This window comes from Tsukamurella sp. M9C (assembly GCF_020169415.1).
Taxonomy (GTDB): Bacteria; Actinomycetota; Actinomycetes; order Mycobacteriales; family Mycobacteriaceae; genus Tsukamurella.
The window spans coordinates 1-22,855 of the sequence record NZ_JAIULG010000040.1 but is presented as its reverse complement, the minus strand read 5'-3'; the positions used below and the strand labels follow the sequence as shown (position 1 = coordinate 22,855).

At 73.1% G+C, this 22,855-nt stretch carries 22 protein-coding genes; 10 read left to right on the top strand and 12 right to left on the bottom strand.

Annotated elements, in window-relative coordinates; translation table 11 throughout:
* Nucleotides 1-20 precede the first annotated feature (20 nt).
* Nucleotides 21-1,040 (top strand): LacI family DNA-binding transcriptional regulator, encoded by a 1,020-nt coding sequence (locus LB823_RS17370; RefSeq protein WP_224649303.1) that lies wholly within the window; start codon nucleotides 21-23, stop codon nucleotides 1,038-1,040.
* Between the two features lie 116 nt (nucleotides 1,041-1,156).
* A complete protein-coding gene (locus LB823_RS17365; RefSeq protein ID WP_224649300.1) occupies nucleotides 1,157-1,804 on the top strand; it encodes an FABP family protein in 648 nt (215 codons plus the stop codon).
* Here LB823_RS17365 and LB823_RS17360 read toward each other — a convergent pair.
* Nucleotides 1,801-2,496 carry a TetR/AcrR family transcriptional regulator gene (locus LB823_RS17360; protein ID WP_224649298.1) on the bottom strand — a complete coding sequence of 232 codons (696 nt, stop codon included), beginning with the start codon at nucleotides 2,494-2,496 and terminating at the stop codon, nucleotides 1,801-1,803. The two genes, LB823_RS17365 and LB823_RS17360, sit on opposite strands and share 4 nt — an antisense overlap.
* 90 nt (nucleotides 2,497-2,586) lie before the next feature.
* Between LB823_RS17360 and LB823_RS17355 the strand changes: the two genes are divergently transcribed.
* Both LB823_RS17355 and LB823_RS17350 read left to right on the top strand, forming a co-directional pair.
* Nucleotides 2,587-3,537, top strand: coding sequence for an ABC transporter ATP-binding protein (locus tag LB823_RS17355; RefSeq protein WP_224649296.1), 951 nt, complete (start codon nucleotides 2,587-2,589; stop codon nucleotides 3,535-3,537).
* Nucleotides 3,534-5,084 carry a hypothetical protein gene (locus tag LB823_RS17350; protein WP_224649294.1) on the top strand — a complete coding sequence of 517 codons (1,551 nt, stop codon included), beginning with the start codon at nucleotides 3,534-3,536 and terminating at the stop codon, nucleotides 5,082-5,084. Before LB823_RS17355 ends, LB823_RS17350 begins: the two co-directional genes overlap by 4 nt.
* Nucleotides 5,085-5,303: 219 nt before the next feature.
* Here LB823_RS17350 and LB823_RS17345 read toward each other — a convergent pair whose 3' ends face one another.
* Together LB823_RS17345 and LB823_RS17340 are read right to left on the bottom strand one after the other, a co-directional pair.
* Nucleotides 5,304-5,981, bottom strand: coding sequence for a DUF899 family protein (locus tag LB823_RS17345; protein ID WP_224649292.1), 678 nt, complete (start codon nucleotides 5,979-5,981; stop codon nucleotides 5,304-5,306).
* 49 nt (nucleotides 5,982-6,030) lie between these two features.
* Complete coding sequence (locus tag LB823_RS17340; protein WP_224649289.1) at nucleotides 6,031-6,564, bottom strand: pyridoxamine 5'-phosphate oxidase family protein; 534 nt, start codon at nucleotides 6,562-6,564, stop codon at nucleotides 6,031-6,033.
* Nucleotides 6,565-6,642: 78 nt separating this feature from the next.
* Between LB823_RS17340 and LB823_RS17335 the strand changes: the two genes are divergently transcribed.
* Nucleotides 6,643-7,218: a TetR/AcrR family transcriptional regulator gene (locus LB823_RS17335; protein WP_224649287.1), complete on the top strand. Its 576-nt coding sequence runs from the start codon at nucleotides 6,643-6,645 to the stop codon at nucleotides 7,216-7,218.
* 23 nt (nucleotides 7,219-7,241) lie between these two features.
* Nucleotides 7,242-8,069, top strand: a complete 828-nt coding sequence (locus LB823_RS17330; protein ID WP_224649285.1) for an SDR family NAD(P)-dependent oxidoreductase — start codon at nucleotides 7,242-7,244, stop codon at nucleotides 8,067-8,069.
* Here LB823_RS17330 and cydC read toward each other — a convergent pair.
* From cydC to LB823_RS17300, 6 genes are all read right to left on the bottom strand, one after another.
* The gene (gene cydC / locus LB823_RS17325) at nucleotides 8,036-9,613 is read right to left on the bottom strand and encodes a thiol reductant ABC exporter subunit CydC (protein WP_224649282.1); all 1,578 of its coding nucleotides are present in this window, start codon (nucleotides 9,611-9,613) and stop codon (nucleotides 8,036-8,038) included. The genes LB823_RS17330 and cydC overlap by 34 nt on opposite strands.
* Nucleotides 9,606-11,210 (bottom strand): thiol reductant ABC exporter subunit CydD, encoded by a 1,605-nt coding sequence (cydD, locus tag LB823_RS17320; protein ID WP_224649280.1) that lies wholly within the window; start codon nucleotides 11,208-11,210, stop codon nucleotides 9,606-9,608. Before cydD ends, cydC begins: the two co-directional genes overlap by 8 nt.
* A complete protein-coding gene (gene cydB, locus LB823_RS17315) occupies nucleotides 11,203-12,237 on the bottom strand; it encodes a cytochrome d ubiquinol oxidase subunit II (RefSeq protein ID WP_224649278.1) in 1,035 nt (344 codons plus the stop codon). The genes cydD and cydB overlap by 8 nt, the downstream gene beginning before the upstream one ends.
* Before the next feature lie 9 nt (nucleotides 12,238-12,246).
* Nucleotides 12,247-13,752, bottom strand: coding sequence for a cytochrome ubiquinol oxidase subunit I (locus LB823_RS17310; RefSeq protein ID WP_224649265.1), 1,506 nt, complete (start codon nucleotides 13,750-13,752; stop codon nucleotides 12,247-12,249).
* Between the two features lie 218 nt (nucleotides 13,753-13,970).
* Nucleotides 13,971-15,353 carry an amino acid permease gene (locus tag LB823_RS17305; RefSeq protein ID WP_224649263.1) on the bottom strand — a complete coding sequence of 461 codons (1,383 nt, stop codon included), beginning with the start codon at nucleotides 15,351-15,353 and terminating at the stop codon, nucleotides 13,971-13,973.
* 60 nt (nucleotides 15,354-15,413) lie between these two features.
* Nucleotides 15,414-16,277: an aminodeoxychorismate lyase gene (locus LB823_RS17300; RefSeq protein ID WP_224649261.1), complete on the bottom strand. Its 864-nt coding sequence runs from the start codon at nucleotides 16,275-16,277 to the stop codon at nucleotides 15,414-15,416.
* Between the two features lie 92 nt (nucleotides 16,278-16,369).
* On the opposite strand from LB823_RS17300, the gene LB823_RS17295 reads away from it, so the two are divergent.
* The 3 genes from LB823_RS17295 (at nucleotide 16,370) to LB823_RS17285 (ending at nucleotide 18,357) form a co-directional block, all read left to right on the top strand.
* On the top strand, nucleotides 16,370-17,386 hold the full coding sequence (locus LB823_RS17295) for a folate-binding protein YgfZ (RefSeq protein ID WP_224649350.1): 1,017 nt from the start codon (nucleotides 16,370-16,372) through the stop codon (nucleotides 17,384-17,386).
* Entirely contained in the window at nucleotides 17,383-18,021 is a 639-nt protein-coding gene (locus tag LB823_RS17290) for an MOSC domain-containing protein (RefSeq protein WP_224649259.1), read from the top strand. Before LB823_RS17295 ends, LB823_RS17290 begins: the two co-directional genes overlap by 4 nt.
* Before the next feature lie 135 nt (nucleotides 18,022-18,156).
* Nucleotides 18,157-18,357, top strand: a complete 201-nt coding sequence (locus LB823_RS17285; RefSeq protein WP_224649256.1) for a DUF3073 domain-containing protein — start codon at nucleotides 18,157-18,159, stop codon at nucleotides 18,355-18,357.
* Between the two features lie 73 nt (nucleotides 18,358-18,430).
* On the opposite strand, the gene purM is transcribed toward LB823_RS17285, so the two are convergent.
* Nucleotides 18,431-19,507 carry a phosphoribosylformylglycinamidine cyclo-ligase gene (purM, locus tag LB823_RS17280; protein WP_224649253.1) on the bottom strand — a complete coding sequence of 359 codons (1,077 nt, stop codon included), beginning with the start codon at nucleotides 19,505-19,507 and terminating at the stop codon, nucleotides 18,431-18,433.
* Between the two features lie 73 nt (nucleotides 19,508-19,580).
* Nucleotides 19,581-21,143 (bottom strand): amidophosphoribosyltransferase, encoded by a 1,563-nt coding sequence (gene purF, locus LB823_RS17275; protein WP_224649251.1) that lies wholly within the window; start codon nucleotides 21,141-21,143, stop codon nucleotides 19,581-19,583.
* Between the two features lie 132 nt (nucleotides 21,144-21,275).
* Here purF and LB823_RS17270 point away from each other — a divergent pair, with 132 nt between their 5' ends.
* Complete coding sequence (locus tag LB823_RS17270) at nucleotides 21,276-21,629, top strand: sterol carrier family protein (RefSeq protein WP_224649348.1); 354 nt, start codon at nucleotides 21,276-21,278, stop codon at nucleotides 21,627-21,629.
* 34 nt (nucleotides 21,630-21,663) lie between these two features.
* Here LB823_RS17270 and LB823_RS17265 read toward each other — a convergent pair whose 3' ends face one another.
* Nucleotides 21,664-22,701 carry a LacI family DNA-binding transcriptional regulator gene (locus LB823_RS17265; protein ID WP_224649249.1) on the bottom strand — a complete coding sequence of 346 codons (1,038 nt, stop codon included), beginning with the start codon at nucleotides 22,699-22,701 and terminating at the stop codon, nucleotides 21,664-21,666.
* Between the last annotated feature and the right edge of the window lie 154 nt (nucleotides 22,702-22,855).

Here is a 22,855-nt window from a genome sequence, read left to right as displayed (position 1 = left end):
CGGGCGGGCAGACTGGGCCGATGGGAAACATGGCCGACGTCGCCGCCGCCGCCGGCGTGTCGATCAGCACCGTCTCCCACGTCATCAACGAGACCCGGCGCGTGGACCCCCGCACCCGCGACGCGGTGCTCGCCGCGATCGCCTCCACGGGCTATCGGCGGAACGCCCTGGCGGCCGCGCTCGCGACGTCGCGGTCGGGCGTCCTCGCGCTGAGCATCGCCGCCGGACGCAACCCGTACTTCGGCCCCCTCATGCGCGCGATCGAGTCGCGCGCCAGCGAGCTCGGCTACACGCTGATGATGGGCGACTCCCACGACGACACCGAGATCGAGCACCGCCTCGTCGGCTCGCTGCTCGATCGCCGTGTGGACGGGCTGATCATGGCGCCGTCGCCGGGATCCGAGGAGCGGACCATCCCGACCGTCCAAGCGGCGGGGACGCCCCTGGTGCTCATCGACCGACTCTCCCCCGCCGACGTCGACCAGGTCGCGTCCGAGGGCGCCGAACCCGTCGTCCGGCTCACCACCCACCTCGCCGAACTCGGCCACCGGCGCATCGGCGTCCTGACCGGCCGGCCCGGCATCCAATCCACGGAGGAGCGGACCGAGGGCTTCGTCCGCGCCATGGACGCCGCGGGGCTGCGCGCCGCGCCCCGACACGTGCGCTGCGGCGACTCGCGCGCCGACGAGGCCCGCGTCCAGACCCTGGCCATGTTCCGCGCGCGGGCGCCGCGGCCCACCGCCCTCGTCGTGCTCAACAACGAGATGACGGTCGGCGCGATGCGGGCTCTGCGCGATCTGGACCTGCGCGTTCCCGACGACGTCGCGCTCGTGGCCTACGACGACTTCGAGTGGTCCGACCTGTTCTCCCCCGGCCTCACCGCCGCGGCCCAGGACGTCGAGGCCATCGGACGGCGGTGCGTCGACCTCCTCGTCGAACGGATCGAGGGATTCGACGGTCCGCGGCGGGTCGAGAGATTGCCCACAGCCTTCCACCACCGCGACTCGTGCGGTTGCGAGCGGCCGCACGCCGGGGGTTAGTATCGAGGCCATGGTCATCTTCTTCGAGATCCTCATGGCGGTGGCGTCGGTCGCGATCTTCGCGTTCGCGATCTTCGTGATGTACCGCGTCCTCACCGACGGGCAGTAAGCCCGCCGTGACCGACGAGGCCACCCCCGACGCTTCCGTCTCCGCCGGTACCGGTCAGGAGGCGCTGGACGCCGCCGTCGAGCGCGCCGAGACCACCTCGTCGCGCAACATCTCGAACCTCCCCGGGCTGCCGCTCGCCGACGACACGGCGAACCTGCGGCAGGGCCCGGACCTGCATTCCGGCCTGCTCGGCCTGCTCCCCCTCGTCGGCATCTGGCGCGGCGAGGGCGAGGGCCACGACGCGGCCGGCGACTACCACTTCGGGCAGCAGATCGTCGTCAGCCACGACGGCCAGAACTTCCTCTCGTGGGAGGCGCGGTCCTGGAAGCTGGACGACAAGGGCGAGTTCTCGGAGCCCGACCTGCGCGAGGCCGGCTTCTGGCGCATCGGCGAGGACGACGAGATCGAGTTCGTCGTCACCCACGCCAGCGGCATCGTCGAGCTCTACTACGGCAAGCCCGTCTCCCAGACCGCGTGGGAGCTCGAGGCCGACGTCGTGATCCGCTCCAAGTCGTCGCCGCTCGCCGGCGCCGCCAAGCGGCTGTACGGCCTCGTCGAGCAGGGTGGCGCGCTCGCCTACGTCGAGGAGCGCATCGACGCCGACGGCGAGCTCATCCCCCGCCTGAGCGCCAAGCTCAACCGCTACGCGGGCTAGTTCCCCGGCGCGATCCCCTCAGGATCATTCGGCGCCGCAGCTCCCGGCGCGGGCGGAACCCCCAACCGACGCAGGGTGTCGATCGCGCCCGTGATGTGCGCGTGCCAGTCGTCCCCACCGCCGGCCTCGTGCCAGTTCCGCAGTGCGGCGACGAGGGACCACAGGATCGCGTTCGCGATCACCCGCGCTTCATAGCGGTCGTACCGCCCTCCGGCGACCACGGATTCCGCGAGATGCTCGGTCGCCTCGTCGATCATGAGGAACGCCGCAGCGCGCACCGAGGGGATCTCGAACCAGAGCCGCGCGCGGATCGGGGCCGTCTCGTCGAGCTCGTCCTTCGTCTCGACCGACATGTCGATGACCGCCTTCGTCACCGCCTCCCAGGGTGGGACCCCTTGCGCAAGAAGATGTCCCATCGTCGCGAGCGATCGCGAGTCGAAGGCGTCGGTGAGGATGAGCCCCTCCTTCGTGCCGAAGTACCGGTAGACGGTGCTCGGGGAGACCTCCGCCTCGGCCGCGATCTTCTCGACCGTGACCCAGTCGAAACCCCGCTCGTCGATCATCCGCAGCGCCAACCGCTGGATGTGGACCATCGCGGCCATCTTCTTGCGCTCGCGGAGAGTCGGCTGCGGCGCCGGGCCGTCCGCGTGCCCGGCGGCATCGCGCACCGCGGTGTTCATCGGCTCCGGCATCAGGACCCCTTCCTTCGATCACCGTCCATTCTGACAGTCACTCGCAGAATCATCTTCCCAAGGGCGGACGAAAGTCGTACAGTCACTGTCATGAGCAAGTCACTGTCAGTTTCCGCATCAGGCCTCCGCAAGAACTTCGGCCGGTCCGTCGCGCTGGACGGACTGGACCTCACCGTCGAGGAGGGCGAGGTGCACGGCTTCCTCGGCCCGAACGGCGCGGGCAAGTCGACCACCATCCGCGCGCTGCTCGGGCAGTTGCGGCTCGACGGCGGCGAGGCCCGGGTCTTCGGTCTCGATCCGCGCGCGGACGCGTCGGCGGTCCACGACCGCCTCACCTACGTGCCCGGCGACGTCTCGCTGTGGCCGGGCCTGAGCGGCGGCGAGTGCATCGACGTGCTCGGTGGCCTACAGGGACACCTCGACCCGCGTCGCCGCGACGAGCTGATCGAGCGCTTCGAACTGGACCCGCGCAAGAAGGCCCGCACCTACTCCAAGGGCAACCGGCAGAAGGTCGCGCTCATCGCCGCCCTCGCCTGCGACGCGGACCTGTACGTCCTGGACGAGCCCACCTCGGGGCTCGACCCGCTGATGGAGGCGCACTTCCAGGACGCGGTCCGCGAGCGCAACACCGAGGGCCGGACGGTCCTGCTGAGCAGCCACATCCTCGCCGAGGTCGATGCGCTGTGCCACCGCGTGACCATCGTCCGCGCGGGCGTCACCGTCTCCACCGGCACGCTCCGGGAGTTGCGCGCCGGCACCCGCACCGCGATCGACGCCGTCACCCCCGCGCCGCCCACGGGCCTCGAGGGCCTGCCCGGCGTCGCCGACCTCCAGACCGCCGGCACCGCCGCGGGGATCCGCACGCGGCTCACGGCCTCGCACGCCGGGCTGGCCGGCGCCGTCGCCGCGGTCGCGGCCGCCGGGCCCACCGAGCTCGCGGTGCACCCTCCCAGCCTGGAGCAGCTCTTCCTCGGTCACTACCGCGACGAGGCGGACGGCGCTGAGGCGGGCAGCGCCGAGACCGCGGGGAGCAACCGATGAACGGCCTCGTCACCGTGATCAGGCTGCGCCTGCGCTCCGGGCGGGTGGGCCTGCTCGCCGCGCCGGCGGCGATCGCGGGCCTGGTCGCGGTGACGGCCGTGAGCATCGCCGGCCTCTACGGCACCGCGGAGGCCCGCGCCGGGTACGCCGCCTCCATCGGCGACTCCGCGGCGGGCGCGGCCTTCAACGGCCGCGGCTACGACCTGGACACCGCCGGCGGCATCACCGCGCTGGAGGTCGGCCTGTTCGGCCAACTGCTGGTGGCGGCGTGCGGCATCGGCCTGGCGATCCGGCACACGCGCCGCGAGGAGGAGTCCGGCCTCACGGAACTCATCACCGCGACGCGCATCGCCCCGCTCGCGCCCCTGGCCTCCGCGGCGATCGTGATCGGCGGCGCGTGCACGGCCGCGGGCGTCCTTTCAACGCTCGCCACCGGAAGCGCCGGCTACGGCGCCGGGATCGGGCTGCTGATGGCGGCGTACGCGGGCGTCGGCCTCGTCGCCGGACAGCTCGCGCAGACCGCCCGCACCGCGTGGGCCCTCGCGCTGGGCTTCCTGCTCGCGACCTTCCTGGTCCGCGCGACGGTCGACGGCCGCGGCCTCGACGCCACCTGGCTGAGCCCACTCGGCTGGCCCGCCGAGATCCGCCCGTTCGGAGCCGCGCCGCAGCTGTGGCCGCTGGTGGCCCTCGCCGCGATGACGGCGCTGACGACGGCCGGCGCGGTGGCGATCGCGCGGCGCCGCGACCTGGGCGCCGGCGTGGTGGCGCCGCGGCTCGGTCCGCCGCGGGCGCGAGCGCGGCTCGCCTCGCCGCTGGGCTTGGCCGCCCGGCTCGCGGCCGGAACGCTGGTCGGTTGGGCGGCGTTCGCCGCCGTCTGGGCGGCGGTGTTCGGCGCCCTCTCGCACGAGGTGACCCGCCTCATCGACGCGAATCCCGCTCTGCTGGAGGCGATGGGGGTGCGGTCTGCGACCGACCTCGTGAGCAGCCTCGCGCTCCTGTTCATCGCGCTCAGCGCGGGCGCCGCGGGGCTCAGCACCGCCGGCACCCTCTCGGCGGAGGAATCGGAGGGCCGGCTCGGCCTCGTCGCCGCGACGCGCGTCCCGCTCCGGACCTGGTGGCCCTCCTGGGGCGCGGTCGCGCTCGCGGGCGCGGGCGCTGTCCTGCTCGGCGGCGCCGCGGTCCTGGGCGTCGCGACGGCGCTCGCGACCGGGCGCGGAGCGGAGGTGGGCTCGGCCCTCGCGGCGGGCGCCGGCTACCTGATCCCCGTGGCCGTCATCGTCCTCGTCGGGCTCGCCTCCCGGGCGGCAACCGTGCGCCCCGTCCTCCTCGGGTGGGTCGCGCTCGCCTGGGCGGGCGTCGTCGGACTGCTCGCGGAGACGCTGCGGCTGCCCGGCTGGGCGCGGGACCTGTCCCCGCTGCACGCGGTGGGGACCCTGCCGATCGACGCGCCGGACCTGACCGCCACCGTCGTCCTCGGGGCGCTCGCCGTCGTGCTCGGCGCGGCGACGCCGGCCCTCGCCGCGCGGCGGGACCTCGCCGCGGGCTGAGCCGCGCCGGCCCCGGAACGGAAACAGGCCCCGGGTGCGTGAACATCACGCGCTCCCGGGGCCTGCCGTATTCCAGGTGGGTGGCCGCCTAGCGGTCAGCCACCTCCTTGATCCTGAAATTCACCATTTCTTGGATCACCTCCTTTCCGTTGACGTCTTCGACGCTACGCCCGCTCCTGGGCGTCGGCAACGGAATTATCCGGAGGGCGAACATGCTGGTCAGGCGCCGTACCAGCCGGCGATCTGCTGCGAGGACGCCCATCCCGAGTAAGTCTCCTTCTGCGGCCATCCCTCGGGGGCGTCCTGCCACTTCTCCTGCCGGCCGTAGGGCAGCGCGTCGAGGATGCCGAACAGGTAGCTCAGCTGCTCCGAGCCGCGGCCCTCGGTGCCCCAGACCCGGTAGACGGTGTCGCCGTCGCGGACGAAGGTGTTGAGCCCGAAGCCCTCGCCGGGCCCCGCGCCCACGTCGGCCCCGAAGGTGCTCCCGGCGCTCGAGTACCAGGTCATGGTGTTGCCGACGCGCTGCTTGTACGCCAGCACCTCGTCGATCGGGCCGTTGGTGACGATCACGAAGCGCGCGTCCCAGTTCGCGAGCGAGTCGAGCCGCGTGAATTGCGAGGTGTACCCGGTGCACCCCGGGCACTGCCACTCGTTCCCGTCGGTCCACATGTGGTGGTACGTGAGCAGCTGCGAGTGGCCGTCGAAGACGTCGGCGAGGGTCACCGACGATCCGTCCTCGGCGATCAGCCGGTACTCGGGCAGCTCCACGGCGGGCAGGGCGCGCCGCTGCGCGGCGATGGCGTCGAGCTCGCGGGTGGCGGCCTTCTCGCGGATGCGGAGTGCGTCGAGCTCCTTCTGCCAGGTCTCGCGGTCGACGACGGTGGGAATGGCGTTCATGACGGGTTCCTCTCTCGGGGTGGGAGTCTCGGGACGGACATGGCGGGGCTCAGGGCCGGAAGCGGGTCTGAGCGAAGTGATCGCCGCGGGAGAACGACAGGACCTTGTCGGGGCGCACGCCGAAGACGGGGAGCGAGGCGGCGTCCGGGTTGGGCGCGAGCCCGTCGGCGTGGTGGCGGAAGCCGTCGTCGTCGACGTCGTAGGGCCAGTCCAGCCGGTCGCGCCACATCCGCGCGAGGGTCTCGAGCACGGCGCGATCGGTGCAGCGCTCGGCGCGGCCCTCGACGACGACGTCGAGCCCGTGGCGGTACGCGTCGGTCCCGGTGGTGAGGACGCAGCGCTGATCGTGCACGAGGTTCCGCGCCTTCTGCTCCTCCCAGCCGGTCACGAAGTACAGCGCGCCGTCGAGCCACATCGCGGGCAGCGGGCACACGTGCGGCCTCCCGTCGGCGCGGACGGTGCTGAGCCGGAACATCTCGGCACCGTCGAGCGCCGCGGCGACCTCCGCCCACGACGTGGCGACGGCCCCGGGGCTGCTGAACTCCGGGTGCAGGACCGGCTCGGGCGTCGTGCTGGTGGTCATCGCGCCTCCTGGCATGTTCACAGCGTCCACATCTGTTATGTTCACACCGTACACTTGAGGGACGGGGGACACAAGAGCATGGCGTACCACCACGGTGACCTGGCGCAGGCGCTGGTCGACGCGGGCCTCGAGGTGACGCGCGCCGGCGGACCGTCGGCGCTGACCATCCGTGAGGTCACCCGCCGGGTCGGGGTCAGCCCCAACGCCGCGTACCGCCACTTCCCCGACCGCCTCGCGCTCCTGCGGGCCGTGAGCGCCGCGATCGAGCAGCGGATGGCCGACGCGATGCCCGTCAGCCCTGGCCAGGGCCCCGTCGAGCGCCTGCGGGCCGTCGGCCTCGGCTACATCGCCTTCGCGCTCGCCGAGCCGGGCTGGTTCTCGGTGTGCTTCTTCGGCGACGAGGCACCGGACCCGGAGTCGCTCAACGGGATCCCGCCGTACGTCGCGCTGTCGGAGGCCCTGGACCTCCTGGTGCACGCGGACCTGCTGCGCCCGGAGGCCCGACGGTCCGCCACCTGGTCCTGCTGGTCGATGGTCCACGGCTTCGCCGAGATGGCCCTGCGCGGGCCGCTGCACCACCTGCCGGGCGATCAGCAGTGGCCGCTCGCCGAGGCCGCGGTCGACGCGGCGATCGCGGGAATCCTGCGCGACTGAGCGCGGCGGAGCACCATGGGGTCATGAGCGACTCCCCCGTGTGGCTGGTGACCGGAGCGTCCAAGGGCATCGGCCTCGAGGTGGTGAAGGCAGCGCTCGCGAGCGGCGCCCGCGTCGCCGCCACCACCCGCAGCCCCGAGAAGCTCGCGGCCGAACTCGACGACCCGAACGTCCTGGCCCTGCCGATGCGGATCACCGACGAGGCGGACGTGCGCCGCGCCGTCGCGCGGGTCGAGCAGGAGCTCGGCCGCATCGACGTGCTGGTCAACAACGCCGGCTACTCGCTGCTCGGCGCGGTCGAGGAGGTCGCGCTCGACGACGTGCGGGCGAACTTCGACGTCAACGTCTTCGGCGTCCTCGCGGTCACGCAGGCGGTGCTCCCGGGCATGCGGGCGCGCCGGTCGGGACGGATCCTCAACCTGGCGTCGATCTCCGCGAGCGTCACCGGCCCCGCGCAGGGGATCTACAGCGCGTCCAAGGCCGCGGTCCTCCTGCTCACCGAGGCCCTCGCCGCAGAGATAGCGCCGCTCGGGCTGCACGCCGTCGCGATCTGCCCGGGCGGGGTGCGCACCGACTTCCTCGACGCCTCGTCGAGCCGCCGCCCCGCGACCGCCATCGACGACTACGCCGCCGTCGCCGGCACCCTCGCCGCGCTCGACCGGCTCAACCACAACCAGGGCGGCGACCCCGCGCTCCTGGCGCGGGCGCTCGTCGCTGTCGCGGCGATGCCCGACCCGCCGACGCGCCTCTACCTCGGGAAGGATGCGCTGCACGCGATCCTGCGCGCGACGGAGGCCCAGCACGCGGAGGCCGAGCGCTACGCGGACCTGAGCCGGTCCATCTCCCACTGACGCACGCCCGCGGGCGGCTCCGCGTGCCCCGCCACGACGACGGTGCGCCCGGGGAACAGCCCGGCGGGGTCGAGGATCTCGGCGAGGAGCCGCTCCGCGTCGGCGGCGTCCAGGTGCTCGGTCGGCTCGTCCAGCAGGACGACGCCCGCGGGGCTGAGCAGCGCCCGCGCCAGGAGCAGCCGGCGGCGCTGGCCGCCGGAGAGCGAGTCGGCGCCGTGCTCCAGCGGGGTCCGCACGCCGTCCGGCAGGCCGTCGATCCACTCCCCCAACCCGACCCGGCGCAGGGCCGCGTCGATCTCGGCGTCGGTGGCGTCGCCGCGCGCCACGCGGCAGTTCTCCGCCACCGTCGTCGCGAAGACGTGGGCGGCCTCGCCGAAGAAGCCCACCGACGCGGGCAGGTCCGCGCAGTCGCGCGCGGGCGTCCCGTCGACGAGGACCTCGCCGCCGCGGTCGTCGAGACCCGCGAGGGCGAGCAGCAGGGTCGTCTTGCCCGCCCCGGAGGCGCCGCGCACCGCCAGGCGGTCGCCGGGGTCGAGCGCCAGCGCGCCCAGCTCCAGCCGCGGGTGCGGGGCGACCGGGACGGTGCCGGCCGGCACCGAGGGCAGGGTCAGCAGGGGCGCGAGCCGGCCCGCAGCGTCGGCGGAGCGCACGTACTGCCGCGCCGCGTCGGGCAGCACGGAGACGGCCTCGAAGGCGCTGAGCGGCAGCAGGATGAGGATGCCGAGGGTGGTCGCGGCCGCCGAGTCGATCCGGGCGACGGCGACGAGCAGCGCGGCGACCACGGCGACGCCGACGGCGAGCGGGATCGCCGCGTCCGCCAGCGCGCCGGTGCGGGCCGCGCGGTCGACGGCGGACCGTCGGGCGTCCTCGGCGCGGGCGGCGCGGGCCCGCACCTCGTCCAGCCGGCCCGCGACGGCGAGCTCCCCCGCGTGGTCGAGCACGGCCGAGGCCGCGGCGCCGAAGGCCTCGCTGCCCGCGGCCTCCGCGGCCGCGCGGTCGCGGGTGGCGCGCGCGGTCAGCCACGGCGCGACGAGCCCCGCCGCCAGCAGGCAGACCGCGAGCGCGATCCCGGCGCGGGGATCGAGGAACCACATCCAGGCGGTGGCCGCGACCGAGACCGTCGCCGCGACCGCGGCGGGGATCACGGTGCGCACCAGCGCATCGCCGACCGCGTCGACGTCGGCGCCGGTGCGGGCGAGCAGCTCGCCGCCGGAGAGCCGCACGGACTCCGCCGGCGCGGCCCCGGCGAGCCGCAGGTACAGCGCGGCCCGCAGCTCGGTGAGCCCGCGCAGCGCGAGCCGGTGCGACGCGAGCCGCTCGACGTAACGCATCAGCCCGCGGGTGATGCCGAGCCCGCGCACGGAGGTCACGGCGAGCGAGAGCGCCAGCACGGGCGGCATCGTCCACGCCTTGGTGATGAGCCACGCGGAGAGCCCCGCCAGCGCGAGGGCGCTGGCGGCCGTGAGCACGCCCGCGCCCACCGCGCCGAGCACGGCGAGCGGACGGGTCCGCATGGCCCGCAGGCAGATCAGCAGGTCATGCACGCGTCACCTCCAGCACCTCGTCGGCGGCGGCGAGCACCTGCGGGTCGTGCGCCGCGACCACGACGGTCGCGCCGGCGTCCGCGCGGGCGCGCAGCTCGGCGAGGACGCGCGCGGCGAGCTCCTCGTCGAGGTGCGCGGTGGGCTCGTCGAAGAGCAGCACGTCCCGGCCGAGCGCGAGGGTGCGGGCCAGCGCGAGCCGCTGCCGTTGCCCGGCGGACAGCCCGGCCCCGCCGGTGCCGACGGGCCGCTCCCAGCCGCGCTCCGCGATCACCTCCTCGAGGCCGGTCGCGGCGAGCACCTCGGGCACGGAATCCGTTGCGGGGGCGCCCAGCAGCGTGAAGTTGTGTTCCAGGGTGCCGGGCTCCAGGTACGGGTGCTGCGGGCACCACGCCACGTGCGCCCACCACTCCGGGCCCCCGGCGAGCGGCGCACCGTCGACGGTGACCTCGCCCGCGTCCGGCGCCGCGAGGCCCGCCAGGACGGTGAGCAGCGTGGACTTGCCCGAGCCGTTGGGCCCGGTGAGCACGGTGAGCCGGCCGGGGGCGAAGGCACCGTCGAAGCCCGACGGTGCCGCCCCGTCCCGCCCGTCGACCGTGACGCCGCGGGCGACGAGCACGCCCGGGCGCGCGGTGCCGCGCACCGCGGCGGGCGCGGGGGCGTCGAGCAGGGCGAAGACCCGGCCGGTGGCCTCGAGCCCCTGCTCGGCGGCGTGGAAGCCGGCGCCGACCGCGCGCAGCGGCCGGTACACCTCGGGCGCGAGGATCAGCGCGAAAACACCGGCGAACAGGGTCATCTCGCCGTAGACGAGCCGCAGGCCGATGCTCACCGCGACGAGGGCGACGCACAGGGTGGCGAGCAGTTCGAGCGCGAAGGACGAGAGGAACGCGATCCGCAGCGCGCCCATCGTCTCGGTCTCGTTGCGCGCGCCGAGGTCGCGGACCGTGCGCTCGGGTCCGCGCTCGCGGCCCAGGGCCCGCAGCGTGGGCAGGCCGGCCACGAGGTCGAGCAGCCGCGCGGAGAGCCGCGACATCGCGTCCAGGCGGCGCCGCGTGCGGTCGCGGGTGAGCAGGCCGATGAGCACCATGAAGATCGGCAGCAGCGGGAGGGTGCCGAGCGCGATGGCGCCGGAGACCCAGTCCGCGAGGAACATCGCGAGGATGAGGACCGGCGTCGCGATGGCGCTCAGCGCGAGGGCGGGGACGTAGCCGGTGAGGTAGGGCGGAAGGTCGTCGAGGCCGCGGGTGAGCGCGGTGCGCAGCTCCTCCCGGTCGACGGGGGTCCGGCCCGGACCGACGGCGTCCAGTGCGGCGGACCGCAGTTCGGAGACCACCCGGTCGGCGGAGCGTCGCTCGATGCGGGATCGCAGGTGGCTCACCGCGACCCGTACCGTCACGGCGGCCACCGCCAGCACGACGGGCTGCGTCACGTCCGCGTTGCCGGTCACCAGGCGCGCCAGCGCCGTCGCGAGCGCGTAGGCCAGCGCGATCACCGCGGCGGTCTCCACGACGCCGCAGGCGATCACGGTCACCATCAACCCGCGCGAGCTGCGCGCGTACCGGAGCAGCCGCGGGTCGACGGGGGCCCGGGTGTCAGGCACGGGGGCTGAGGCCGATCGACGGCGGGATCTGCGCGACGGAGATCCGCTGGCGGAACACCCAGTAGGTCCACGCCTGGTAGATCATCACCAGCGGCAGCAGCACGACGGTGCACCAGGACATCACGACCAGGGTGTAGTGCGAGGACGCGGCGGCCTCGATGGTGATCGTGCGGGCCGGGTCCGTCGCGTTGAGCACGTTCGGGAACAGCGAGCCGAAGAGCAGGACGCTCACGCCGATGACGGTCAGCGAGGTCGCGAGGAACGCCGCGAGCTCCCGCCCGGCGCGGACGAGCGGCCCCGCGGCCAGCAGGCCGGCGGCGGCCAGGACCACCATCGCCCAGGTCCACGGCTTGCCGTGCTCGAGCTGCGTCCACACCGCGAAGACGGCGCCGATCGCGGTGACGGGCAGCCACATCCGCACGGCGAGGCTCCGGGCGTCCACCCGGACGTCACCGTCGGACTTGAGCGCGACGAAGATCGCGCCGTGCAGGAGGAACAGGCCGAGGGTCGCGATCCCGCCGAGCAGCCCGTACGGGTTGAGCAGGTCCCAGACCTCGCTGGTCATGCCGCCGCGCTCGTCGAGGTCGACGCCGTGCACGATGTTCGCGAAGACCAGGCCCCACGCGAAGGCGGGGATCCAGGAGCCGAGGCCGATGCCGACGTCCGCCCAGCCGCGCCACCGCGGCTCGTCGATCTTGCCGCGCCACTCGATCGCGCAGACCCGGGTGATGAGCCCCACCAGGATCGCGAGCAGCACGAGGTAGAAGCCGGAGAAGACCTCGGCGTACCAGACGGGGAAGGCGGCGAACATCGCCGCGCCCGCGGTGATGAGCCACACCTCGTTGCCGTCCCAGACGGGGCCGATGGTATTGAGCAGCACGCGGCGGCGCTCCTCGGCGTCGGCGTGGGAGCGCTTGCGGCCCAGGATCGGCATGAGCATGCCGACACCGAAGTCGAAGCCCTCCAGCACGAAGTAGCCGGTGAACAGGAAGCCGATGGCGAGGAACCAGTAGTCGGGGAGAGTCATGGCGGCCTCCTAGTACGCGAAGGAGAGGTGGTCCGACGATGCCTTCCGGCCCGGCTCCGCGCCCTCGGGGGCGTCGGTGTCGGCGGGCGGATCATCGTCGTCGTGCGGCGGGTCCAGCGGACTGTGCAGGTTCGGGCCCTTGATCACGTACCGCCGGAGCAGGAAGAACCACAGCAGGTAGAGCGTGCCGTACACGGCGGCGAAGGTGACGAGTGAGAAGGCCATCATCGTCACGGAGTGGCCGGAGACGGCCTGCCCCACGGTGAGCCGGATCGTCGGGTCGCCGTTCGGGTTGGGCACCACCACCCAGGGCTGCCGGCCCATCTCGGTGAACACCCAGCCGGAGGTGTTGGCGAGGAAGGGCGTGGGCAGCGCGATGAGGCAGATCCGGCTGAACCACTTCTGGTTCGGGACGCGGCCGCGGCGGGTTACCCACAGGCCGGCCAGCGCCAGCACGCCCGAGCCGATCGACCAGCCCATCATCGCGCGGAAGGCCCAGTACGAGACGAAGAGGTTGGGGCGGTAGTCGCCCGGGCCGAACTTCTCGACGGCCTCGGCCTGCAGCTCGGTGACGCCCTTGAGCGTCGAGTTGGGGTCGCCGTTGGCGAGGAAGGAGGTCACGTACGGCACCTGCAGCACGTGCGTCACCGACTCGCAGTTGTTGTGCGTGCCGATGGTGAGCAGGGAGAAGCTGGCGCCGGTCTCGGTGTGGCAGAGCGATTCCGCCGAGGCCATCTTCATGGGTTGCTGCTCGAACATGAGCTTGGCCTGCGCGTCGCCGGTGATGCCCAGGCCCACGGCCGAGACGATCATGACGCCGAGACCGAAGCGGGTGACGGGACGCATCGACTGCGCCAGCTCGATCGCGTCGGGGTCGCCCTTGCGCATGCCCCGCACCATCCACCAGCCGCCGATCGCGGCGACGAAGGTGCCGGCGGTGAGCCACGCGCCGAAGACGGTGTGCGGGAACGCCGCGAGGGTGGTCGAGTTGGTGAGCACCTCCCAGATGCTCGTGAGCTCGGCGCGGTTCTTCTCCGGGTTGAAGGTGGCGCCCACGGGGTGCTGCATCCAGGAGTTCGCGGCGATGATGAAGAAGGCGGAGGCGTTCACGCCGAGCGCGACCATCCAGATGCAGCCCAGGTGCACGAGTTTCGGCAGCCGCGTCCAGCCGAAGATCCACAGGCCGAGGAAGGTCGACTCCATGAAGAAGGCGACGAGGCCCTCGAGCGCGAGCGGTGCGCCGAAGACGTCGCCGACGAACTTGCTGTACTCGCTCCAGGCCATGCCGAACTGGAACTCCTGGACGATGCCGGTGGCCACGCCCAGTGCGAAGTTGATGAGGAAGAGCTTGCCGAAGAAGTTCGTGGCCTTGAGCCAAGCCTGCTTCCCCGTCACCAGCCAGAGGGTCTGCATGGTGGCGACCATCGGCGCGAGGCCGATCGTGAGCGGCACCAGGATGAAATGCATCACCGTGGTCATGCCGAACTGCCAGCGGGCGATGTCCAACGCGGTCATGCGTACTCCCTGGGCCGAGGGGTCGGGCCGGCATCGTCGCCGACCCTTCTACTACGTTCAGTAGTAATTACTACCGATGGTAGTAGAGATCGCCTCCGATCCCAAGTGTTGAGACACAGCCCACGTCCGCGCGCCCTGGCCAACCCGTTGTGTCCACCGTAGGCCCGGCGCGCCCCGCCCGCGGGGCGCACGGCGGATTCGCCGACGCCCCTCCGCGCTCAGCGCGAGGTGACGGCGGACCGTCGTTCCATGCGCTTCTGATGCGCGACGCTGGCGGCGACCACGATCACGGCCAGCGCCGTCGACAGGCCGACCGCGCTGCGCTGGTCCGGGTCGACGATCATCGCGACGATGACGAAGACGATGAAGGCGATCACCGCGTACGTCGCCCACGGGAAGAACCACATGCGCAGCGGCGACGGGGTGCTCTCCCGGCGGCGCAGGGCGATCTGGCTGATCGCGATGACCAGGTAGACGAACAGGGCCACCGCGCCCGTCGTGGCCAGGAGGTAGCCGAACAGCTTCTCGGGCAGCACGTAGTTGCCGATCACCGCGAGGAAGCCGAGGATCATCGACGCCAGGACCGCGACCGCGGGGACGCCCCGCTTCGTGGTCCGGCCCGCGGCCCGGGGAGCGTCGCCGCGGCTGGCGAGCGAGTACAGCATCCGCGAGGCGGTGTAGAGCGCGCTGTTGAGGCACGACGCGACGGCTACGAGGACCACGACGTCCATGATCCCCGCGGCGGCCGGGATGTTCATGGCCTGCAGGACCGCCTGGTACGACCCCGTCGCCGAGTCGAGGGTGTTCCACGGGACGAGGGCCACCACCACGAAGATCGAGCCGATGTAGAACAGGCAGATCCGCCAGACCACCGAGTTCACGGCCTTGGTGATGCCCTTGGCCGGCTCGGGCGATTCGGCGGCGGCGATCGTCACGATCTCCGAGCCCATGAACGTGAACATGGTCGTGAGCATCGCCGCGATCACCGCCCCGGCCCCGTTCGGCATGAACCCGCCGGTGTCCCAGAGATGGCTCACGCCGGAGACCCCCGAGCCCGGCAGCAGCCCGAAGATCGCGAGCGCGCCCAGCACCAGGAAGGCCGCGATCGCGAGAACCTTGATCAGCGCGAACCAGAACTCGAACTCGCCGTAGTTGCCGACGGAGAACAGGTTCGTCACGGTGAGGAGCACCACCACCAGCAGTGCCCACGACCACTGCGGGCCGCCGACCGTCTTCGACAGGATCACCGCGGCGGCGGTCGCCTCGACGGGGATCACCAGCACCCAGAACAGCCAGTACAGCCACCCGATGCTGCAGCCCGCCCAGCGGCCCAGCGCCCGCTCGGCGTAGGTCGAGAAGGAGCCCGTGTCCGGGTGCGCGGTCGCCATCTCGCCGAGCATCCGCATCACCAGGATCACGAGCAGCCCGGCGAGGCTGTAGGAGATCAGCACCGCCGGCCCCGCCAGCTTGATCGCGTTCGCCGAACCCACGAACAGGCCCGCGCCGATGACGCCCGCGATCGAGATCATCGTGATGTGCCGGGGTTTGAGACTGGTGCCGAGCTGATCGCCCTCGGTGCCGGTGTCCTCGCGCGTACTCATCCCGCGACGCTATGCCCGTCGCGGCGCCGCCGCAGGCCGTGCCCGGATTGTCCGGAAACGCTAGGGGGTGTTCGCGATTCCCGCCTCGATGAGGGAGCGGACCGTCGCGTCCATGGGCGCGTCGGGCAGGGCGCGGCCGTCCAGAGTGTGCACGCGCGCGCACAGCGTGATGGACGAGACCAGCCACACCCCGTCGTTCATGACCAGGTCCACGGGGAAGAGCGGCTCCACCGCGGTGGCGACGCCCTTGTCCTCCGCGGCGTCGAACAGGGCGCGGGCGGTGGTGCCGGGCAGGATGCCCTGCTCGGCGGGCGGGGTGACGAGGGTGCGGCCGCGGGCGACCACGACGGTGGCGCGGGGCGCCTCGAGGACGCGGCCCTCACTGGAGGTGAAGATCACGTCGTCGGCGCCCTGCTTCTCCGCGTACCGCGCGGCGGCCATGTTCACGGCGTAGGAGAGGGTCTTCGCGCCGAGCAGGAGCCACGGCGCGTCGGTGCCGAGCCCCGTCGAATAGCCCCGGCCGAGCGTGATGGCCGAGATCCCCTCGGTCCGCGCGCGCCGCGCCCGGTCGGGCAGCGGCGAGACCGAGACGTAGGCGGTGGGCGTGCCGGGCGCGGACTCGCGGCCCCGCGTGTAGACGAGCCGCAACGCGCCCTCGGCGCTCCCCGCCTCCTCGCCGTAGAGCATCGCGGCGCGCTGCATCGCAGCCCACCAGGCGCCGTCGTTGGGCGCCGGGAGGCCGAGCGCGGCGGCCGAACGGCCCAGCCGGTCGAGATGGGCGCGGCCCTTGAGCGGGGCGCCGTCACGGACCAGGACCGTCTCGAAGCAGCCGTCGCCGCGGACCGCGCCGAGGTCGTCGGCGTACAGCAGGGGCGCGTCGGGAGCGCGCACGGAACCGTCCAGGGTGACCACCACGGATGCCATGGCGGCAACAGTATTCGACGCCCCGAAGCGCCGCGCGGCCAGCGGGGTAGGCTTGAGGAGTGTCGACTGAAGAACATTCCACGTCCGGCATCATGAACCCCGAGGACACGCCGGACACCGGCGTGACCTGGCATTTCGGGGATCCGTTCGGGGAGCAACGCGCGGCCGAACGCGGCGCCGCGGTGATCGACCGCTCGCACCGCCGCGTGATCACCCTGACCGGCCCCGAGCGCCTGTCCTGGCTGCACTCGATCACCAGCCAGCACCTGACGCACCTGCCGGATCGCACCGCGACCCAGAACCTCAACCTGGACGGCAGCGGTCGCGTGCTCGACCACTTCCACCTCATCGACGTCGACGGCACGACCTACCTCGACACCGAGCCCGCTGCGCTCGCGCCGAAGGAGGCCCCGCTCAGCCCGGACCTCGCGACGTACCTGCAGCGCATGGTCTTCCGGGCCGACGTGCAGGTGCAGGCGCGGGACGACCTCGCGGTGCTCACCGTGATCGGACCCGAGGCCGAGACCGTCGCAGCGCAGGTGGAGGGCGTCCGCCGCACCGATCCCGGCGAGGTGAACCTCATCGTGCCGCGCGAGCGGCTGGGCGCGGACTTCGCCGCCCTCGTCGCCGCCGGGGCGCGCCCCGCCGGCACCTGGGCCTACGAGGCCCGACGGGTCGCCGCCGCCCGCGCCCGGCAGGGCGTCGACACCGACGAGAAGACCATCCCGCACGAGGTGGACTGGATCGGCACCGCGGTGCACCTCGACAAGGGCTGCTACCGCGGGCAGGAGACCGTCGCGCGCGTGCACAACCTGGGCCGGCCCCCGCGCCGCCTCGTGCTGCTGCACCTCGACGGCTCCGCCGACGCGCGGCCCGCGACGGGCGACCCCGTGACGCTGGACGGGCGCACCGTCGGGCGGCTCGGCACCGTCGTCGAGCACGCCGATTACGGGCCCATCGCCCTCGCCCTGATCAAGCGCTCGATCCCCGACGACGCGAAGCTCGACGCCGGCGGCGCCGCCGCCGCGATCGACACCGACGTCACGCCCTCCGCGGACGCCGGGCAGCAGGCCGGACGGTCCGCGGTCGACCGGCTGCGCGGCCGGTGACGCCGACCAGGGTCGTCGCGGTCTGCGTCGTCGGCGAGGAACGACGGCTCGACCCGCGCAAGCCGGAGCAGCGCACCGCCATCGACAAACGGCCGGCCGACGGCCCCGTCGACGTGGGCCCGCTGGGCCCGGTCACCGACCACGTCTGCGACACCCGGCACCACGGCGGCGAGGAGCAGGCCGTCTACGCCTACTCCGAGCACGAGGCGCGGCGCTGGGCCGACGAGCTCGACCGCGACCTCCCGCCCGGCTGGTTCGGGGAGAACCTGCGCCTCGACGGCGACACCACCGACCTCGTGGTCGGCACCCGGCTGCGGGTCGGGGCGACGCTCGAGCTCGAGGTGACGATCCCCCGGACCCCGTGCCGCACGTTCGCGCTGTGGTCCGGCGAGGACGACTGGCTGGCGCGGTTCATGGCCCGCGGCGATTCGGGCGCCTACTTCCGCGTCGTCACGCCCGGCCCCGTGGCGGCGGGCGACCCGATCGTCGTCGCGGAGGTCCCGGAGCACGGAGCGACCGTGCGGGACCTGTTCCGCGCGACGCGGCCGGACCGGCTGCGGGCCCTCCTCATGGCCGGTGACCTGCCCCCGAAGGTCGAACGGGACGCCGCGAAGGCCCTCAAACGCGCCGACTGACACCCAGGCGGCAGCACCATCGGCGCGAGCACGCTAAACTGGGCGTCAGGAAGAATTACTAAACGGAGAAAGGGGCCGCCACCCGCCGGGCAATCCGGTAGCTGGCCGCCCCTTCATTGCGCAAGGGGGTCCCCCATGGGCCGCGGCCGGGCAAAGGCGAAGCAGACGAAGGTTGCACGCGAGCTCAAGTACAGCTCGCCCAGCACTGACCTGAAAAGGCTGCAGGACGAGCTGACGACGGGTGAGAGCGACGAGGCGGACGTGATCGCCTCGCACCCCGAGTGGAGCGACGTCGCGGGGGAGCCGTATCGCGAAGAGGAGTGGCGCCGCGCCTGACGCGTCGCGCCTTCTCGTTTCGTACCGGAGCCGTTGGGCACCGTGACCGTGGGTCACGGTGCCTACGGCGTTCCTAGAACTTCGGGTGCGAGCCGCTCAGTACGGCCCGATCTCCCGCACCGTCGGACTTCTTGATCGTCCCCAGGACCCAGCTGTCGATGTGGCGTGCCGTGAGCACGGCCAGCGCGCGGTCCACGTCCTCGGGCGCGACGATCGCGACCATGCCGACGCCCATGTTGAAGGTCTTCTCCATCTCGGCCTGCTCCACGCGGCCGCGCTGGGCGATGAGCGCGAAGACGGCCGACGGGCTCCACGTGTTGCGGTCCAGTTCGGCGACGAGGCCCTCGGGGATCACGCGGCCGAGGTTGGCGGCGAGCCCGCCTCCGGTGACGTGGCAGAAGGTGCGCACCTGCGTCTCCTGCGCGAGGCGCAGGCAGTCGAGGGCGTAGATGGCGGTGGGCTCGAGCAGCTCCTCGCCCAGCGTGCGGCCGAACTCCTCGACGTAGCCGCCGAGGTCCATGTGGCCCCAGTCGAGCAGCACCTTGCGCGCCAGGCTGTAGCCGTTGCTGTGCAGGCCGGAGCTCTTCATGGCGATCACCACGTCGCCGGCGCGCACGTTGTCCGGGCCGAGCACCTCGTCGGCCTCGACGACGCCGACGCCGGTCGCGGAGAGGTCGTACTCGCCCTCCGCCATGAGGCCCGGGTGCTCGGCGGTCTCGCCGCCCAGCAGGGCGCAGCCGGCGCGGACGCAGCCCTCGGCGATGCCGCCGACCAGCTCGGCGACGGTCTCGGGGACCACCTTGCCGACGGCGATGTAGTCCTGCAGGAACAGCGGCTCGGCGCCCGTCACGACGAGGTCGTCGACCACCATGGCGACGAGGTCGATGCCGACGGTGTCGTGCTTGCCCATGGCCTGGGCCACCGCGATCTTGGTGCCGACGCCGTCGGTCGACGCGGCGAGCACGGGCTCGCGGTACTTCTTGAGCGCGAACAGGCCGGCGAATCCGCCGAGGCCGCCGAGGACCTCGGGGCGGGTCGCGCGCTTGGCGTGCGGCTTGAAGAGCTCGACGGCCCGGTCACCGGCCTCGATGTCGACTCCGGCAGCGGCGTACGAGGCACCCTGAGGCGGGTGGGTGTTGGAATCCGTCACGGATCCATAGGCTACCGGACCGGGAGCCCTCGGGCGCCCGGCGGAGTCGACGACCCCGCCGGGACGAGCGTGCTCAGGGGCGACGCAGCGCCGAGGCGTTGTCGTTGTCGGCCTGCAGCGGGTCGCCCTGCGTGCCCGCCTTGAGCATGTTCTCCAGGACCGCCTTGCCCATCGAGGTCGACTCGGGCAGCGGGATCGGGTAGACGCCGTCGAAGCAGGCACGGCACATCGATTCGCCGGCGTGCTCGGTGGCGGCCGTCATCTCGTCGAGGGAGATGTAGCCCAGCGAGTCGGCGCCGATCGCGGCGCGCACCGACTCGACCATGGCCTCCATGGAATCGGCGCCGCCGCCGTTGGCGATGAGCTCGGCCGGGGACGCGAAGTCGATGCCGTAGAAGCAGGGCCACTTCACCGGCGACGAGGCGATGCGCACGTGGATCTCGGCGGCGCCGGCCTCGCGGAGCATCCGGATCAGCGCGCGCTGGGTGTTGCCGCGGACGATCGAGTCGTCGACCACGACGAGCCGCTTGCCGCGGATCACCTCGCGCAGCGGGTTGAGCTTGAGCCGGATGCCCAGCTGGCGGATGGTCTGGCTGGGCTGGATGAAGGTGCGGCCCACGTAGGCGTTCTTCATCAGGCCCTGGCCGTACGGGATGCCCGACGCCTGCGCGTAGCCGACGGCCGCGGGGGTGCCCGACTCCGGCACCGGGATCACCAGGTCGCCGTCGGCGGGGTGCTCGCGGGCCAGGCGGCGGCCGATGTCGACGCGGGTCGAGTGCACGGACCGGCCGTGGATCACCGAGTCGGGGCGTGCCAGGTAGACGTACTCGAAGATGCAGGTCTTCGGAGTGGGCTCGGCGAACCGGGTGGAGCGCACGCCGTCCTCGTCGATGGCGAGCAGCTCGCCCGGCTCGATGTCGCGCACGAAGGAGGCGCCGACGATGTCGAAGGCCGCGGTCTCGGAGGCGACGACCCAGCCGCGATCGAGGCGGCCCAGGCTCAGCGGGCGCACGCCGTGCGGGTCGCGCGCCGCGTACAGCGTGTGCTCGTCCATGAAGGTGAGGCAGAAGGCGCCCTTCACCGTGGGCAGCAGCTCCATCGCGGCCTGCTCCAGGGTGCGGTCGGCCGCGGCGTGCGCGAGCAGCGCCGTGAGGATGTCGGAGTCGGACGTGGCCGCGCTGCGCGGGCGCCCGCCGGCGACGCCGAGCTCGACGGCGCGCTCCGCGAGCTCCGCGGTGTTCACCAGGTTGCCGTTGTGGCCCAGCGCCACGCCGTTGCCCGCGCTGGTGGTGCGGAAGATCGGCTGGCTGTTCTCCCAGGTGGTGGAGCCGGTGGTCGAGTAGCGGCAGTGGCCGATGGCCACGTGGCCGGGCATCGAGCTCAGCGTCTGCTCGTCGAAGACCTGGCTGACCAGACCGAGGTCCTTGAAGACCAGGACCTGCTGGCCGTCGCCGACGGCGATGCCGGCGGCCTCCTGGCCGCGGTGCTGCAGGGCGTAGAGGCCGTAGTAGGAGAGCTTCGCCACATCCTCCCCGGTGGCCCAGACGCCGAAGACGCCGCACTCCTCCCGGGGCTCCTGCTCCTCACCGTCATCGAGCGGGGCGTTGTTGACGACGCTGAGCGGAAGCTGCTGCACGGCTGACTCCTGGGGCTGGGGGCGTGGCCTGATCCGATTGTAGGACCGATCCGCCAGCGGAAACGAATCGCCGAGTAGGTTTCTTCCCGGAGACAGGGGGTTCGCGTGGCAAAGGCGATCGATCCGGCGGAGATGCGGGCCGCCGTACTGGCCGTCCGGGACTGGATCGTCGACGAGGACGCGCCCGCTCCCCCGCGCGCCGCGATCGCCGCCGCGGTCCGGTCGACGGCCCGCACCCTGGCCCAGGACGCGCCGGGCGGATCCGTCGAGGTACGGGTGCCGCCCTTCGTCGCCGTGCAGTGCATCGAGGGCCTGCGGCACACCCGCGGGACGCCCCCGAACGTCGTGGAGTGCGCGCCCCGCGTCTGGCTGCGGCTCGCGACGGGCCTCGTCACCGTCGACGAGGCGACGGAGGCCGCCGACCTGGCCGCCAGCGGCTCCCGCGCGGGCGAGATCGCCCGCTACCTGCCGATCCTGCGCCTGTAGATCCCGAGGCTGTGGATCCCGCGGCGGTAGCGCCTCAGCGCGCCGTCGAGCCGCGGGGCACGAGTCGCCCGACGCCGCCGGACGGACCGGGGGCGTCCGTGCCGCGCAGCGCCGCGACCAGCGTCGTGACCGCCCGCCGGGCAAGCTCCTCGGGCTGCAGGTCGACGGCGGTGATGTCCGCGGCGCGTGCCTCCTCGGCGTCGGAGCCCGCCGCGATCCGCACCGCGCCCGGCACCTCGTGGCCGAGTGCGCGCAGCCGGTCGGCCGCCCCGACGGCGGGCGCGGCGGCGAGGCAGTACACCGCGTCGGGCACACCGTCGACGCCCGGCACGGAGCCCTCCGGGAACCAGCGGTCGACCGCGTCGACGCCCGCCAGAGCGCCGAGCGCGTCGGCGTGCACGATCACGGTGGCGGGCATCCCCCGGTCCGCGCACCAGGCGCGGTACACCTCGATCGAGCGCAAGGACCACTCGTCCTGCTCGTCGGCCGCGAGGAAGGCGATCGCCCGGCTGCCGGCGGCCGCGAGGTGCTCGAGCACGTCGCGCGTGATCCGCTCGGTCTCGATCCCCACGTGCCCGGGCGCACCGTCGTCCCAGGTCCCGTCGGCGCGCGGCGGCAGTCCGACGGTCACGCACGGCGTCCCGATGCGCTCGCACAGGTCGATCAGCGGGTCGTCGCGGGTCGGTTCGGTCAGCAGGATCCCCTCGGCGGCGAGGGCGGCCGACGGGGCGTCGTCCCGCGCGGGGTCGCCGACCAGCATGAGGCAGTAGCCCGCGTCGAGCGCGGCCATCGCGGCGGCGCCGGCGAGCCGGAGGAAGTAGTCGACGCCGTGGAGGTCGCCCGGGTCGATCCGGTCAAGCGGGCGGACGACGAGCGCGAGCACGCTGAGCCGGTTGCGGCGCAGGCCCTGCGCGAGCACGTCGGGTCGGTAGCCGAGCTCGTGCGCCGCGGCGCGCACGCGCTCGCGGGTCTCCGCGGCGACGACGCCGTTGCCGCTGAAGGTGTGCGAGACCGTGGTGACCGAGACGCCCGCGCGGCGGGCGACGTCGGCGATCCGCGGGCGGCTGCTCATGACCCCCACGCTAGCCCCGCGAAGAATTCTCGCCCGCTCCCTTGTCCAAATCGATTTGGCTACCTAGCGTGATCCGCGCCACACAGCGCCGCCGCCCCGCGCGGCGCGACCGATCCCCGTGGAGGCCCGATGACGCCGATCCCGAAGCCCGCCC

What these genes read in the sequence shown, in the direction of transcription:
- LB823_RS17370 (WP_224649303.1), top strand. Translation starts at nt 21, where the DNA reads ATGGGAAACATGGCCGACGTCGCCGCCGCCGCCGGCGTGTCGATCAGC.
- LB823_RS17360 (WP_224649298.1), bottom strand. Translation starts at nt 2,496, where the DNA reads ATGCCGGAGCCGATGAACACCGCGGTGCGCGATGCCGCCGGGCACGCG.
- LB823_RS17355 (WP_224649296.1), top strand. Translation starts at nt 2,587, where the DNA reads ATGAGCAAGTCACTGTCAGTTTCCGCATCAGGCCTCCGCAAGAACTTC.
- LB823_RS17350 (WP_224649294.1), top strand. Translation starts at nt 3,534, where the DNA reads ATGAACGGCCTCGTCACCGTGATCAGGCTGCGCCTGCGCTCCGGGCGG.
- LB823_RS17345 (WP_224649292.1), bottom strand. Translation starts at nt 5,981, where the DNA reads ATGAACGCCATTCCCACCGTCGTCGACCGCGAGACCTGGCAGAAGGAG.
- LB823_RS17340 (WP_224649289.1), bottom strand. Translation starts at nt 6,564, where the DNA reads ATGACCACCAGCACGACGCCCGAGCCGGTCCTGCACCCGGAGTTCAGC.
- LB823_RS17335 (WP_224649287.1), top strand. Translation starts at nt 6,643, where the DNA reads ATGGCGTACCACCACGGTGACCTGGCGCAGGCGCTGGTCGACGCGGGC.
- LB823_RS17330 (WP_224649285.1), top strand. Translation starts at nt 7,242, where the DNA reads ATGAGCGACTCCCCCGTGTGGCTGGTGACCGGAGCGTCCAAGGGCATC.
- cydB (WP_224649278.1), bottom strand. Translation starts at nt 12,237, where the DNA reads ATGACTCTCCCCGACTACTGGTTCCTCGCCATCGGCTTCCTGTTCACC.
- LB823_RS17310 (WP_224649265.1), bottom strand. Translation starts at nt 13,752, where the DNA reads ATGACCGCGTTGGACATCGCCCGCTGGCAGTTCGGCATGACCACGGTG.
- LB823_RS17305 (WP_224649263.1), bottom strand. Translation starts at nt 15,353, where the DNA reads ATGAGTACGCGCGAGGACACCGGCACCGAGGGCGATCAGCTCGGCACC.
- LB823_RS17300 (WP_224649261.1), bottom strand. Translation starts at nt 16,277, where the DNA reads ATGGCATCCGTGGTGGTCACCCTGGACGGTTCCGTGCGCGCTCCCGAC.
- LB823_RS17295 (WP_224649350.1), top strand. Translation starts at nt 16,370, where the DNA reads ATGAACCCCGAGGACACGCCGGACACCGGCGTGACCTGGCATTTCGGG.
- LB823_RS17285 (WP_224649256.1), top strand. Translation starts at nt 18,157, where the DNA reads ATGGGCCGCGGCCGGGCAAAGGCGAAGCAGACGAAGGTTGCACGCGAG.
- LB823_RS17270 (WP_224649348.1), top strand. Translation starts at nt 21,276, where the DNA reads ATGCGGGCCGCCGTACTGGCCGTCCGGGACTGGATCGTCGACGAGGAC.
- LB823_RS17265 (WP_224649249.1), bottom strand. Translation starts at nt 22,701, where the DNA reads ATGAGCAGCCGCCCGCGGATCGCCGACGTCGCCCGCCGCGCGGGCGTC.